Below are 12,646 nucleotides of genomic sequence, written 5' to 3' on the forward strand. Positions count from 1 at the left end.
GCCCGGGTCAAGCCCGGGCATGACGGGATGTACGGCAGTCAATGCGGCAGCGCCCGCTCCAGCAGCGCGCGCATGTCGCTCTCGGCAAGCTCCACGGCGCCGTACATGCCGGCGTGTGTGGTCGCGAGCCGTGTCGCCGCGAACCGTTCGGCGTGACGCGGCATCACGCCATTGAGCGCGGCGCTCGCGGCCAGCAGCGCCAGTCTCTCCACCGCAAGCCGCGCGACGCGCTCGCTGTCGGGCCTGCGGAACGCCTTGCTGATGAACGCAACCGCCTCGCTTGCGCCCGGCAGGCCCTGCGTCTCCCCCGACAATTCCTGCAGAATGGCCGCAGCCGCGTCGGCCTCGCGTGACAGCGCGCGCAGCACGTCGAGGCACATCACGTTGCCCGAGCCTTCCCAGATCGCATTGACCGGCGACTCCCGGTAATGCCGCGCCAGAATGCCCTCCTCGACATAGCCGTTGCCGCCGAGGCACTCCATCGCCTCGTAGAGGAATCCGGGCGCGCTCTTGCAGGTCCAGTATTTGATCGCGGGCGTGAGCAGCCGCATATAGGCCGCCTCCTTGGCGTCATCGGGCGTGCGGTCGAACGCGCGGCATAGGCGCATCACCAGCGCGATCGAAGCCTCGACATGCAGCGCCATGTCCGACAGCACCGCCTGCATCAGCGGCTGATCGGCGAGATGCTTCTGGAACACGCTGCGATGGCGCGCGTGATGCAGCGCATGCGCAAGCCCCGAGCGCATCAGCCCGGCGGAGGCGATCGCGCAATCCTGCCGGGTCAGTTGCACCATCTGGATGATGGTACGGATACCCTTGCCCTCCTCGCCGATCCGCTCGGCATAGGCGCCGTGGAATTCCACCTCCGACGACGCATTGGAGCGATTGCCGAGCTTGTCCTTCAGGCGCTGGAAGTGGATGGCATTGACCGATCCGTCAGGCGCAAAGCGCGGCATGAAGAAGCAGCTCAGGCCCTCCTCGGCCTGCGCCAGCACCAGGAACGCGTCGCACATCGGCGCCGACATGAACCATTTGTGCCCGGTGATGCGATACGCATCGCCATCGCGCGCCGCGCGCGTTATGTTGGCGCGCACGTCGGTGCCGCCCTGCTTCTCGGTCATGCCCATGCCGAGCGTCATGCCGCGCTTCTCCCACCAGGGCATGAAGCTCGGATCATAGGAGCGCGTGGCGATCACCGGCATCGTCCTCGCCATGAGATCCGGCTGCGAGGCCAGCGGGGCGACGGCGGCGCGGGTCATCGTGATCGGGCAGAGATGCCCGGTCTCGACCTGCGCGGCGATATAGAATTTCGCTGCGCGCACCACCTCCGCCGCCCCGCCCGCGGGCTTGCCGTCCGTGGTCCAGGTCGAGTTGTGCACGCCGGCATGCGCGCTGTGCGCCATCAGTTCGTGATAGGCCGGATGAAACTCGACCACATCGCGCCGGTTGCCGCGGGAGTCGAAGGTGCGCAGTTTCGGCGTATTCTCATTGGCGATGCGGCCCCGCTCCGCCATCGCAGACGAGCCCCAATGCTTGCCGAATTGTGCCAGCTCGCCCTGCGCCGAGCCGCCGCCATTGGCGGCCACCGCCGCCACCAGCGGCTTGTCGAGTGTGAACAGATCGACGTCCTCGAACGGTGGCGACTGGTTGAAGACCTCGTGGGTCGAGAAGGTGGGCTGGGTCATGGCGCTTCCTGAAAGCCGGAACTAAAGCATGATCCGGAAAAGTGGACACCGGTTTTCCGAAAAGATCATGCTCAAACAAGGAGCTAAAGCGGGATGACGATTCGAAGAAAAGTCATCACGCTTTAGCGGCGCGGCGGAATCGGGAAATCATAGGCCTGACCACCCGCGCCGGGCAGCGAAAAATGCCACCACTCCTTGGAATAGTTGACAAAACCCTGTCGCGCCATCGCTGCGACGAGCATTCTCCGCCACCGCCGCTGTGACTGGTTGATCGAGGGTGCGGCGGTATGCGCCTTGACGTCGGAGCAGTCATAGCCCGTGCCCATATCGACGCTGCCTTCCGGCGCCCGCTTTTCCACTGACGACGTGCAGTCAGCATAGTCCCTCGCGGGATCGAACTTGCCGGAATTGTCGGCGGCAAGATCGACCAGCGTCAGGTCGAGCGCGGCCCCGGTCGAATGGCCGGAGCGGGTGGCGATATAGCCGAGCCGGAACAGATCGACCTTCCTGAACGCCGGATTGTAGCGCTTGCCGGAGGCCGTCTCCTTGCCATCTCTCGACCACACCACCATGTCGGCGACCGCCCGCGTCGGGCGATAGCAATCGAACATCTTCAGCGACAGCTTTTGTCCCGCGAGTTCCTGCTGCACGGCCTTCAGCCTGAGCCCGACCTCGCGCTTCACCACGCAGTCGCCCGCGCCGTAACCCCTGAGCGGCCGGCCGACGAAATTGTTCGAGCCGGCATAGCGGATGTCCTGGATGATCGTCGGATCGATGTCGCGCAGGAACACGAAGCCGCCGGGAAGTTGCTGCGCGCGGGCCGGTGCAGCCAAGACGACGGCCATCAATGCGATCACGACAATTTTCATGAAACTCGTCCCCCATCACGGCCGGGCACGCCAAGACTACGACAGACCCGGGGATAACTCATCCACCCCTGATTCCCGCTTGCCCCGCCGGCCATCCCCGCCTATAGCTCTGGCTTTAATGACCCCATCATTGAAATCGACCTTTGTCCTCGGTCACCGGCACTTGCTGGGCATCGAGGGGCTTTCCGCTGCCGACATCACCGGGCTGCTCGACCTGTCCGAGGAATATGTCGAGCTCAACCGCCAGGTGGACAAGAAACGCGCATCCTTGCGCGGCCGCACCCAGGTCAACCTGTTCTTCGAGGCTTCGACCCGCACGCAATCCTCGTTCGAGATCGCGGGAAAAAGGCTGGGCGCCGACGTCATGAACATGTCGGTGTCCTCGTCCTCGATGCGCAAGGGTGAGACCTTGATGGACACCGCGGTGACGCTGAACGCGATGCATCCGGATATCCTGGTGGTGCGCCACCACGCCTCCGGCGCCGTGGAACTGCTGGCGCGCAAGGTTGACGGTTCCGTGATCAATGCCGGCGACGGCGCGCACGAGCATCCGACCCAGGCCCTGCTCGACGCGCTGACGATCCGCCGCAACAAGGGCCGGATCGAGGGGCTCGTGATCGCGATCTGCGGCGATGTCATGCATTCGCGCGTCGCGCGTTCCAACATCCTCCTGCTCAACACGATGGGCGCCCGCGTCCGCGTGGTCGCGCCGTCAACGCTGCTGCCGCGCGGCATCGAGCGGATGGGCGTCGAGGTCGCCCGCGACATGCGCGAGGGGCTTGACGGTGCCGACATCGTGATGATGCTGCGCCTGCAGCGCGAGCGCATGAACGGCTCCTTCGTGCCGTCGTCGGGCGAATATTTCCAGTATTTCGGCCTCGACCAGAAGAAGCTGTCCTACGCCAAACCAGATGCGCTGGTGATGCATCCGGGGCCGATGAACCGCGGCGTCGAAATCGACTCGGCCGTGGCCGACGGCGCGCAGTCGGTCATCCGCGAACAAGTCGAAATGGGAGTGGCAGTGCGCATGGCGGTGCTCGAAGCGCTCGCCCGCAACCTGCCGAACGCGTGAGATCATGCTGACCGATCGTCGCCCAATCCTGCTTGCCAATGCCCGCGTCGTCGATCCCTCCCGCGATCTCGACGGGCCCGCCGACGTCCTGATCGCCGACGGCATGATCCGCGACTCCAAGCGCGGCATCGGCACAGCCGGCGTCCCTGAAGGCACCGACATCGTCAATTGCGCCGGCAAGATCGTGGCTCCCGGCCTGATCGACATGCGCGCCTTTGTCGGCGAGCCCGGTGCGAACCATCGCGAAACCTTTGCGTCGGCGAGTCTCGCCGCGGCCGCCGGCGGCATCACCACCATCATCTGCCAGCCGAACACCTCGCCCGTGATCGACAATTCGGCGACCGTCGATTTCGTGATGCGCCGCGCCCGCGACACCGCGATCGTCAACATCCATCCAATGGCGGCGCTGACCAAGGGCCTGCGCGGCGAGGAGATGACCGAGATCGGGCTCCTGAAGGCCGCCGGCGCGGTCGCCTTCACCGACGGCGACAAGAGCGTCACCAACGCGCAGGTGATGCGCCGCGCGCTGACTTATGCGCGCGACTTCGACGCGCTGATCGTGCATCACACCGAGGATCCCGACCTCGTCGGCGAAGGCGTGATGAACGAGGGCGAGTTCGCGACAAGGCTGGGGCTTGCCGGCATCCCGAACGCCGCCGAGTCGATCATGCTCGAGCGCGACGTGCGGCTCGCGGCGCTCACCGGCGGGCGCTATCACGCGGCCTCCCTCTCCACGGCGGAGTCGCTTGAGATCCTCAAACGCGCCCGCGATGCCGGCGCCGACGTCTCCGCCTCGGTCTCGATCAACCATGTCACGCTGAACGAGAACGACATCGGGCCTTACAGGACGTTCCTGAAACTGTCGCCGCCACTCCGCACCGAGGACGACCGCCAGGCATTGGTCGCCGCGCTGGCCTCCGGTCTCATCGACGTCATCATGTCCGACCACAATCCGCAGGACGTCGAGGTCAAGCGCCTGCCGTTCGCCGAGGCCGCTTTCGGCGCGGTCGGGCTGCAGACCATGCTGCCGGCGGGCCTGCGTTTGATCCACAATGGCGAGATGGACTTCAAGACCTTGATCCGCGCGATGTCGACCCGACCCGCCGAACTGCTGGGCCTGCCCGGCGGCTCGCTGCGCGCCGGTTCGCCGGCCGACGTGATCGTGATCGATCCGGAGACGCCCTGGGTGCTCGATCCCGTCGACCTCAAATCGCTGTGCAAGAACACGCCCTTCGACGAGGCCCGCTTCTCCGGCCGCGTCGTGCGCACCATTGTCAGCGGCCGGACGGTGTATGAACATGTCTAACACCCGCGGGAGCGCCGGCCATGTCCTCTGACGCCTTCCTGATCGTCGCCTTCCTGATCGGCTATCTGTTCGGCTCGGTCCCGTTCGGCCTGGTCCTGACGAAGATCGCCGGCACGCAGGATCTGCGCTCGATCGGCTCCGGCAATATCGGCGCCACCAACGTGCTGCGCACCGGGCGCAAGGGGCTTGCCGCCGCAACGCTGATCTTCGACATGCTGAAGGGCACGGCCGCGGTTGTGCTGTCGGGCTATCTCGGCGGCCCGAATGCGGCGATGGTGGCCGGGCTCGGCGCCTTCCTCGGCCATCTCTACCCGGTCTGGCTCGGATTCAAGGGCGGCAAGGGTGTTGCCACCTATATCGGCGTGCTGATCGGCCTGTTCTGGCCGGCTGCGGCCGTCTATGGCGCGGTCTGGCTCGCCACTGCCTTCACCACGCGCTATTCGTCGCTCTCGGCGCTGGTTGCGGCCGTCGTCACCCCGATCTTCCTGTGGTGGTTCGGGCACGCCGCACTCGCCGCGCTCGCCGCGGTGCTGGCGCTCATGCTGTTCTACACCCATCGCGAGAACATCAAGCGGCTGCGGGCGGGAACCGAGGGACGGATCGGCCAAAAGGCCTAGAATTCGCCATCAACCTGTTGAGGGCAGGTCACATCTGTCCGAAATTCTCGGGCGGCACTGGCGAACAGTGACGCAGGCTGTCATCCTGCGAGTCAACAAACGGCGTCATACGGTTGCGTCAGATAGACGGGATCGAACAGGATGGAATCGACGGAATGAGCGCGTCGTGTCCGGTGAGCACGTCCAGCGCGAGCGCCCTGCTCGCTGCCTCCGATATCTGGTCATTCTCCGGCGACACGCCGAGTGCCGTCAGTTCGGCAACCAAATCCAGCGTGGGAGCCGAGCGGCCTACCGCCCCGCCACCACCAGACGCCGTACTGAACATGCAATCGGCGCGGGCCGACCTGCCGGCACGCTCGCCGGTCGACAAGCCGAAAAAGACGGATGCGGGCGAATCGCTCGTCTGGCCCCCGCGAAAATTATCGCTGGCGCTGCAGGGCGGCGGCACCTTTGCCGCGTTCACCTGGGGCGCGCTCGAGCGGCTGCTGGAAGAACCAGATTGCGCGTTCGACACCATCAGCGGCGCCAGCGCTGGCGCCGTCAACGCCGCGTTGTTCGCTTGCGGCTTGGTGGAAGGTGGCCGCGAAGGCGCGCGCGCCGCACTCAAGCGGTTCTGGATGCGGATGATGCATGAGGCCTCGTTCCGCTCGCTGATGCTGGTCGGAGGATTCTCGCCGGCCGGACGGTCGGTCGCGTTCGGGCCGACGCTGCGGTCCGGCCAGTTCGATCCATTCGATCTCGATCCGCTGCGTCAGGCGCTGGCAAGAGACATCGATTTCACCGCGCTGCAGAGCCCCGCCTGCCCGAAACTTCTGGTGGCGGCGACGCGCGTCCGCGACGGCCGGCAGCAGGTCTTTGGCAATGCCGAGATCACCGCCGACGTGCTGCTCGCCTCGACCTGCCCGCCATTGATCCATTGCGCAGTCGAAATCGACGGCGAGTCCTATTGGGACGGCGGCTTTGGCGCCAATCCCCCGCTGGTCCGACTGGTGCAGGAATCCGAGACCTCCAACGTGCTGGTCGTCCAGGTGACGCCGGCGCGCGACAACTATGTCCCGATCACGCCCGCCGCGATCGATCGCCGCCTCGACCAGATCACGGCCAATTCCGTGCTCAACGCCGAGATCGCGGCGCTGGAATGGGCGCGCCCTGCTGCGGCCCCCTCGCTGCGGCTATTCCGGATCGCCGCGGAAGACGAGATCGACGGGCTCGCCCAGCGCAGCGCCACCGATCTCGGCCCGGGTTTCATCCGCCTCTTGCATCGGAGCGGCCGCAAGGCTGCCGAACGTTTCCTGGCGCAGGACGCCGGCTCCACGCGGATCGAGACGCCGCGCAAGTCACGCGTCGCCGAACCCGCGCTGCTATAGTTTCGCCAGCGCCATTTCGACAAAGCGCGCAGCCGCCAGCGCCTTGGCGTCGGCGCCGAACGGCGCGATCACCTGCACGCCGACAGGCAAATTGCCCTCGGCGACATAAGCGGGCACGTTGACGCAGGGAACGCCCATCAGCGTCCACAGCCGGTTGTAGCGGGGATCGCCGGTCGACGAGAGTCCCTTCGGCGCGGCGCCGGGCGCCGACGGGGTCAGCAGCACGTCGACATCCCCAAACGACTCAGTGAGCGCCTGCCGCGCGCGGCCGGCGATGTCGATCGCCTCGTCATATTGGGCCGCGGTCACATCCTTGCTCTCGTCGAGCCGGCCGCGCAGCAATGGCGGCATCGCGTCATAGTTCTCGCGATATTCCCAGGCGAACGACCGATGCGCTTCAAAGTCCTGTACCACCGGATGAATGCGCCAGGCCTCCGCGACGATCTCAGACAATGGCAGCGCACGAACCGAAGCGCCGGCGCGCTCGGCCGCCTGCCCCGCGATCCGTAATGCCTCCGCGCCTGACGCATCAGGTGCACCGGCAAAGTCCTGCGTCACGATGCCGATCCGCGGCGTTGCGATCGTGTCCGGCAATAGCAGCGCCGGCCGGCCCGTCATCGCCGCCAGCGCCACCGCGAGGTCGCTTACGCCAGCCGCGAACAGGCCGACGGTATCGAGCGTCCAGGAGAAGCATTTGACGCCGACGGTCGGCAGCAGCCGGTAGGACGGCTTGATCGCAGCGACGCCGCAAAACGACGCCGGCCGGATCACCGAGCCTGCCGTCTGCGTCCCCAGCGCCAGCGGAATCATCCCGGCTGCGACGGCAGCGGCCGATCCGGCTGACGATCCGCCCGGCGTGTGGCCATGATTGCGCGGATTGAGCGTCGCCGTCGGATCGTTCGCGGCAAACGCCGTCGTCGTGGTCTTGCCGACAATGGTGGCGCCGGCCTGCTTCAGCATCATCACGACAGACGCATCGGCGCGCGGACGATTTCCGCGATAGATCGCTGCCCCCATCTCGGTCGGGAAATCCGCGGTGTCGATGATATCCTTCATACCCACCGCAATACCACGCAACGGTCCTGACGCCTGCGCACGCGGATTCTCCGCCCGCGACACAAAGGCGCCGATCGTCTTTTCCTCTGCATCGATCGCCGCGAGCGATTGGGCGAGCGCTGCGTCGGGCAAGAGTTCGCCCTGCTCGATGTGACGGGTGAGTTCGGCGAGCGAGATCATCGGGAATTTCCTCCCTTCATTGGTTGGATTGCTTTTACGGGCCGCCTCGCGATCGGGCAAGGCGCGCCCGCGAATGGCTCATCCCCCGGGGACCGTTGCCTGCGCGCTGCGGTTGATCCATGCTGGCGCCATGCACGACCGCACGCCAAAGCACGAACTCACCGATTCCGAACGCCTCGACCGCCTGCGGCTGATCCGCTCGGAGAATGTCGGGCCGCGCACTTTTCGCTCGCTCCTCAACCATTTCGGCGATGCGCACACCGCGCTGGAGCACCTTCCTGAGATGGCGCGCCGTGGCGGCGGTGGCGGTGCGGGACGCATCTGCACGGTCGAGGAGGCAAAGGCCGAGCTTGCGGCCTGCAAGAAGCACGGCGTCAGCCTGGTCGCACCTAGCGAAGCCGCCTATCCGGCGCGGCTTGCCACGGTCGATGACGCGCCGCCGCTATTAGCCGTGCGCGGCGCGCTTGACGTGCTGGCGCGGCCGATGATCGCGATCGTCGGCTCGCGCAACGCCTCCGGCGCCGGGCTGAAATTCGCAAGCACGCTCGCCCACGATCTCGGCGATGCCGGCTTCGTCGTGATCTCCGGCCTCGCCCGCGGCATCGACCAGGCCGCCCATCGCGCCACCGTCGAGACCGGCACAGTCGCGGTGCTCGCCGGCGGCCACGACAGGATCTATCCGCCCGAGCATGAGGACCTGCTCGCGGCCTTGCTCGAACAAGGTGCTGCGATCTCCGAAATGCCGCTCGGCCACGTCCCGCGCGCCCGCGACTTCCCTCGCCGCAACCGCCTGATCTCGGGGGCCTCGCTTGGCGTCGTCATCGTCGAAGCCGCGCACCGCTCGGGCTCGCTGATCACCGCGCGCATGGCGGCAGAACAGGGCCGCGAAGTCTTCGCCGTGCCTGGCTCCCCGCTCGATCCGCGCGCTGCCGGCACCAACGATCTGATCAAGCAGGGCGCGGCGCTCGTGACCAGCGCGAACGACATCATCAACGCGGTCCAGCCGATCATGGAGCGGCCGCTCGCGCTCGCTGCACGCGAAAGCGACGACGAGCCGCTTGATTTCGACACCGACCCGAGCGAGCGCGAACGCATCGTCGCGTTGCTCGGCCCGAGCCCGGTCAGCCTGGACGACCTGATCCGGATGTCGGGCCTGTCAGCCACCATCGTTCGCACGGTGCTGCTGGAGCTTGAGCTCGCCGGCCGCCTCGAACGCCACGGCGGTGGATTGGTGTCGCTGGTCTGAAGCGACCTCTCGTAGCCCGGGTGGAGCGCAGCGCAACCCGGGACCGCTCTCACCGTTGACACAGATGCCCCGGGTTACGCTTGCGCTTCACCCGGGCTACGAATTCAATCTCTTCATCCGCGATCGTTCCGCGCATCGAACTCGGCTCGCGCGCGCTCGATCTCGGGCAAATGCTCGAACGCCCATTGTCCCAGCGCCTGCACCGGCTTCGCCAACCCGCGGCCGAGATCGGTCAGCTCATAGTCGACCCGCGGCGGAATGGTCGGAAACACGGTGCGCGTGACGAGCCCGTCGCGCTCCAGCCCGCGCAGCGTCAGGGTCAGCATCCGCTGCGAGATGCCACCGATCGTACGCTTGAGCTCGTTGAACCGGCGTGGGCCGTTGCCGAGCAGCATGATGACGAGCACGCTCCATTTGTCGCCGACCCGCGCCAGCACCGAGGCCACGCCACGGCAGTCGCCGCTGGTATGCGGGATCGGTTCCAGGACAGGCACATGGATGTGCTCGGGTTTCACTGATGTGCTCCGGTAAGAAAAATGTGCGTTCTTGCGGGTTTTTGCCACGGTCACTCATATAGCGCCAGTTACAAACCTATACCAAAGGGTGACACCAACCATGAAACTCCTGCATCTCGACTCCAGCGTGCTGGGCCCCCACTCCGTCAGCCGTCAGGTCTCCGCCGCCATCGTCGACCGGCTGCGCAAGACCCATCCCGGCATCGACGTCGCCTATCGCGACCTGACGACGACACCGCTCGCGCATCTCTCAGGTTCCCATCTGGCCGCAAGCCAGGGCGCCGCTCCGGATGCCTCGCTGCAGCCGGACATCGCCGCGGGCCAGCAGATGCTGGAGGAGTTTCTCGCCGCCGACATCGTCGTGCTCGGCGCGCCCATGTACAATTTCACCATCCCGAGCCAGCTCAAGGCCTGGATCGATCGCATCCTGGTTGCCGGCAAGACGTTCAAGTACGGCGCCGCCGGCGTCGAGGGCCTCGCCGGCAACAAGCGCGTCATCGTCGCGATCTCGCGCGGCGGCTTCTACGGCCCGGGCACGCCAGCCGCCGTCGGCGAGCATCTGGAGACCTATTTGCGCTGGGTGTTCGGCTTCATCGGAATCACGAAGCCCGAATTCATCTCCGCCGACGGAATCCAGGTCGGGCCGGAGCATCGGGAAAAGGCTGTCTCAGGCGCGCTGCAAGCCGCTGGTAATCTCACCGCGGCGTAACGACATCGATCTACACCATGGCCAGCGTCCACCGGCCATGGTGTCGCAGCTAATGCCAGACGCCCTGCACCTCGCAAATCACGGCGACGAACGAAATCAGCATGCCGATCCCGCAAAACAGCGCGATTGAAGCAAATTGCGCGTCGGCTGAATCCTGCGGGACGCGCGAAAGTGGGGCAGAGCGACGGGTGCGGATGACTGTCGGCATTGCTGCTCTCCAGTTCCAATAAGCCAAGGAAGGTCCCTGCCTATAAGACTGTCTTGGCAGCACGACGAAGGTTCAACGACTCATGCCCGGCCCGGTGAGACAAGGCGTCACGTGAACCGGCACCACCGGCGCCAACGGCTTGCCGTCGCTCTGACCGGATCGCCCTCACTGCCGCGGGCTCTGTCCCCGATAGATCGGAGCGCCGGCGGGCAAAGCAGTTGCGCCGCCATCGACGAACAGTTCCTGCCCCTGGATGTGGGCGGAATCGTCGGAAGCCAGGAACAGCACCGTTTTCGAGATGTGGTCGGGTTCGCCGAGCCCGCGCAGTGGCGTCGATCTGGCGATGCGCGCCTCGAAGGCCTTTTCTGCTTCAGGCGTTGCCGTCGCGGCACCCCAGATCGGCGTGCGGATGGCGCCGGGCGAGATGACATTGACGCGGATGTTGCGGGGCGACAGTTCGGAAGCCATCACGCGCGCCATCGCGCGCACGCCGCCCTTGCTGGCGGCATAGGCCGAATAGCCTGGATTTCCCTGCACCGAGATCACGGAGCCGTTGAGGATGACCGAAGCGCCGTCATTGAGATGCGGCAGGGCCGCCTGCACCGTGAAGAACACGCCCGTCAGATTGGTGCGGATCACCTGCTCGAACGCCGCGAGCGTCGTACCACCGAGCGGGGTTTGACCGGGAATGCCGGCATTGGCGAAGACGATATCGAGCTTGCCGAACTTCTTCGCGGCCTGCGCGACTGCACCTTCCATTGCCGCGACATCGGTGGCATCGGCGACGATCGCGAGCGCATTCGGCCCCAGTTCCTGCGCGGCCGCTTCCAGCGTCGCCTGGTTCCGCCCGGTTATGGCAACCTTGGCGCCTTCCTGAATGAACAGACGTGCGGTCGCAAGACCGATGCCGCTGTTGCCCCCTGTGATCAATGCCGTCTTGTTCGCCAGTCTCACGATAGCCTCCAGTGGTTGCATTATTAAACTTCATTGGACAACTAGGCGATCTGGTTTTATAATGCAACTACACAAGCCTGTGATGCATTTCGGCGGAGATCTTGATGGTGAAGCGGACAAGCCTTGAGGGCGCGGAATGCCCGATCGCGCGCTCGCTGGATGTGCTGGGCGACTGGTGGTCGCTCTTGATCATCCGCGATGCACTGCTGGGCCACCGCCGCTTCGGCGAATTCCAGAAGAGCCTGGGGCTCGCGAGGAACATCCTCACCGTGCGACTGCGCGCGCTGGTGGACCAGGGCATCCTGGAATTGGCGCCCGCCTCCGACGGCAGCGCCTATCAGGAATATGCGCTGACCCCAAAGGGTTTTGGGGTCTTCCCGATCCTGGTGGCGCTCCGGCAGTGGAGCGAGGAATTCGACGATCATCCGGAACAGATCGGCACCACCATGGTCGACCGCGAGAACGGCAAGCCGGTGAAAAAACTCGCGCTCTCTTCGCAGGACGGCCGGCTGCTCTCGTTCGCCGACATCACCCTGAAGCGCGGCGCGCCCAAGCGCGCGAAACGGGCTGGGGCGTAGCTCCGTCATTGCGAGCGGAGCGAAGCAATCCATTCCTCCGCTTGCGCCGCTATGGATTGCTTCGCTTCGCTCGCAATGACGATGTGGCTACTTTGGGTGCGACATAACAACCCGACGGGCAAATCACCGAAAGTCTGTCCAGCCCTCGCAGAAAAAACATTCCGCTTTCGCCGTCGGGCAAATCAGTGATTTAACTCCGCGCGTCTCACCCAGATGAGGGGCGGCTCGCGATCGTCACGAACGTTGCGGTGAGATGCGGTGGACGCGGGTGTTGCGACTGACGA

13 protein-coding genes are annotated in these 12,646 nt (G+C 65.7%); 7 read left to right on the top strand and 6 right to left on the bottom strand.

Going from position 1 to position 12,646, the window contains the following annotated elements; translation table 11 throughout:
- Nucleotides 1-38: 38 nt before the first annotated feature.
- A complete protein-coding gene (locus OZ411_RS29565) occupies nt 39-1,685 on the bottom strand; it encodes an acyl-CoA dehydrogenase family protein (protein WP_282530783.1) in 1,647 nt (548 codons plus the stop codon).
- 122 nt (nt 1,686-1,807) lie between these two features.
- On the bottom strand, nt 1,808-2,554 hold the full coding sequence (locus OZ411_RS29570) for a M15 family metallopeptidase (RefSeq protein ID WP_282530784.1): 747 nt from the start codon (nt 2,552-2,554) through the stop codon (nt 1,808-1,810).
- A 118-nt stretch (nt 2,555-2,672) separates the two neighbouring features.
- Between OZ411_RS29570 and OZ411_RS29575 the strand changes: the two genes are divergently transcribed.
- The 4 genes from OZ411_RS29575 (at nt 2,673) to OZ411_RS29590 (ending at nt 6,916) form a co-directional block, all read left to right on the top strand.
- Entirely contained in the window at nt 2,673-3,626 is a 954-nt protein-coding gene (locus tag OZ411_RS29575) for an aspartate carbamoyltransferase catalytic subunit (RefSeq protein ID WP_130579598.1), read from the top strand.
- 4 nt (nt 3,627-3,630) lie between these two features.
- Nucleotides 3,631-4,932: a dihydroorotase gene (locus OZ411_RS29580; protein ID WP_130579597.1), complete on the top strand. Its 1,302-nt coding sequence runs from the start codon at nt 3,631-3,633 to the stop codon at nt 4,930-4,932.
- A 20-nt stretch (nt 4,933-4,952) separates the two neighbouring features.
- Nucleotides 4,953-5,549 (top strand): glycerol-3-phosphate 1-O-acyltransferase PlsY, encoded by a 597-nt coding sequence (gene plsY / locus OZ411_RS29585; RefSeq protein ID WP_130579596.1) that lies wholly within the window; start codon nt 4,953-4,955, stop codon nt 5,547-5,549.
- A gap of 155 nt (nt 5,550-5,704) precedes the next feature.
- The gene (locus tag OZ411_RS29590) at nt 5,705-6,916 is read left to right on the top strand and encodes a patatin-like phospholipase family protein (RefSeq protein ID WP_282530785.1); all 1,212 of its coding nucleotides are present in this window, start codon (nt 5,705-5,707) and stop codon (nt 6,914-6,916) included.
- On the opposite strand, the gene OZ411_RS29595 is transcribed toward OZ411_RS29590, so the two are convergent.
- The gene (locus tag OZ411_RS29595) at nt 6,911-8,152 is read right to left on the bottom strand and encodes an amidase (protein ID WP_282530786.1); all 1,242 of its coding nucleotides are present in this window, start codon (nt 8,150-8,152) and stop codon (nt 6,911-6,913) included. The two genes, OZ411_RS29590 and OZ411_RS29595, sit on opposite strands and share 6 nt — an antisense overlap.
- 130 nt (nt 8,153-8,282) lie before the next feature.
- Between OZ411_RS29595 and dprA the strand changes: the two genes are divergently transcribed.
- Complete coding sequence (gene dprA, locus OZ411_RS29600) at nt 8,283-9,398, top strand: DNA-processing protein DprA (RefSeq protein WP_282530795.1); 1,116 nt, start codon at nt 8,283-8,285, stop codon at nt 9,396-9,398.
- A 113-nt stretch (nt 9,399-9,511) separates the two neighbouring features.
- On the opposite strand, the gene OZ411_RS29605 is transcribed toward dprA, so the two are convergent.
- Nucleotides 9,512-9,913, bottom strand: a complete 402-nt coding sequence (locus OZ411_RS29605; protein ID WP_282530787.1) for a helix-turn-helix domain-containing protein — start codon at nt 9,911-9,913, stop codon at nt 9,512-9,514.
- A 100-nt stretch (nt 9,914-10,013) separates the two neighbouring features.
- On the opposite strand from OZ411_RS29605, the gene OZ411_RS29610 reads away from it, so the two are divergent.
- Nucleotides 10,014-10,622, top strand: coding sequence for an NAD(P)H-dependent oxidoreductase (locus OZ411_RS29610; protein ID WP_282530788.1), 609 nt, complete (start codon nt 10,014-10,016; stop codon nt 10,620-10,622).
- Between the two features lie 49 nt (nt 10,623-10,671).
- Here OZ411_RS29610 and OZ411_RS29615 read toward each other — a convergent pair whose 3' ends face one another.
- The gene (locus OZ411_RS29615) at nt 10,672-10,830 is read right to left on the bottom strand and encodes a hypothetical protein (protein ID WP_282530789.1); all 159 of its coding nucleotides are present in this window, start codon (nt 10,828-10,830) and stop codon (nt 10,672-10,674) included.
- A 165-nt stretch (nt 10,831-10,995) separates the two neighbouring features.
- Entirely contained in the window at nt 10,996-11,784 is a 789-nt protein-coding gene (locus OZ411_RS29620) for a glucose 1-dehydrogenase (protein WP_282530790.1), read from the bottom strand.
- Between the two features lie 104 nt (nt 11,785-11,888).
- Between OZ411_RS29620 and OZ411_RS29625 the strand changes: the two genes are divergently transcribed.
- Complete coding sequence (locus tag OZ411_RS29625) at nt 11,889-12,362, top strand: helix-turn-helix domain-containing protein (RefSeq protein ID WP_282530791.1); 474 nt, start codon at nt 11,889-11,891, stop codon at nt 12,360-12,362.
- Nucleotides 12,363-12,646: the final 284 nt, after the last annotated feature.

It is taken from the genome of Bradyrhizobium sp. Arg237L, assembly GCF_029990105.1.
In the GTDB taxonomy this organism is placed as follows: domain Bacteria; phylum Pseudomonadota; class Alphaproteobacteria; order Rhizobiales; family Xanthobacteraceae; genus Bradyrhizobium.

Bases quoted from the DNA above. Each gene is read 5' to 3' on its own strand.
- OZ411_RS29565 (WP_282530783.1), bottom strand. From the start codon at position 1,685: ATGACCCAGCCCACCTTCTCGACCCACGAGGTCTTCAACCAGTCGCCA.
- OZ411_RS29570 (WP_282530784.1), bottom strand. From the start codon at position 2,554: ATGAAAATTGTCGTGATCGCATTGATGGCCGTCGTCTTGGCTGCACCG.
- OZ411_RS29575 (WP_130579598.1), top strand. From the start codon at position 2,673: ATGACCCCATCATTGAAATCGACCTTTGTCCTCGGTCACCGGCACTTG.
- OZ411_RS29580 (WP_130579597.1), top strand. From the start codon at position 3,631: ATGCTGACCGATCGTCGCCCAATCCTGCTTGCCAATGCCCGCGTCGTC.
- plsY (WP_130579596.1), top strand. From the start codon at position 4,953: ATGTCCTCTGACGCCTTCCTGATCGTCGCCTTCCTGATCGGCTATCTG.
- OZ411_RS29590 (WP_282530785.1), top strand. From the start codon at position 5,705: ATGAGCGCGTCGTGTCCGGTGAGCACGTCCAGCGCGAGCGCCCTGCTC.
- OZ411_RS29595 (WP_282530786.1), bottom strand. From the start codon at position 8,152: ATGATCTCGCTCGCCGAACTCACCCGTCACATCGAGCAGGGCGAACTC.
- dprA (WP_282530795.1), top strand. From the start codon at position 8,283: ATGCACGACCGCACGCCAAAGCACGAACTCACCGATTCCGAACGCCTC.
- OZ411_RS29610 (WP_282530788.1), top strand. From the start codon at position 10,014: ATGAAACTCCTGCATCTCGACTCCAGCGTGCTGGGCCCCCACTCCGTC.
- OZ411_RS29615 (WP_282530789.1), bottom strand. From the start codon at position 10,830: ATGCCGACAGTCATCCGCACCCGTCGCTCTGCCCCACTTTCGCGCGTC.
- OZ411_RS29625 (WP_282530791.1), top strand. From the start codon at position 11,889: ATGGTGAAGCGGACAAGCCTTGAGGGCGCGGAATGCCCGATCGCGCGC.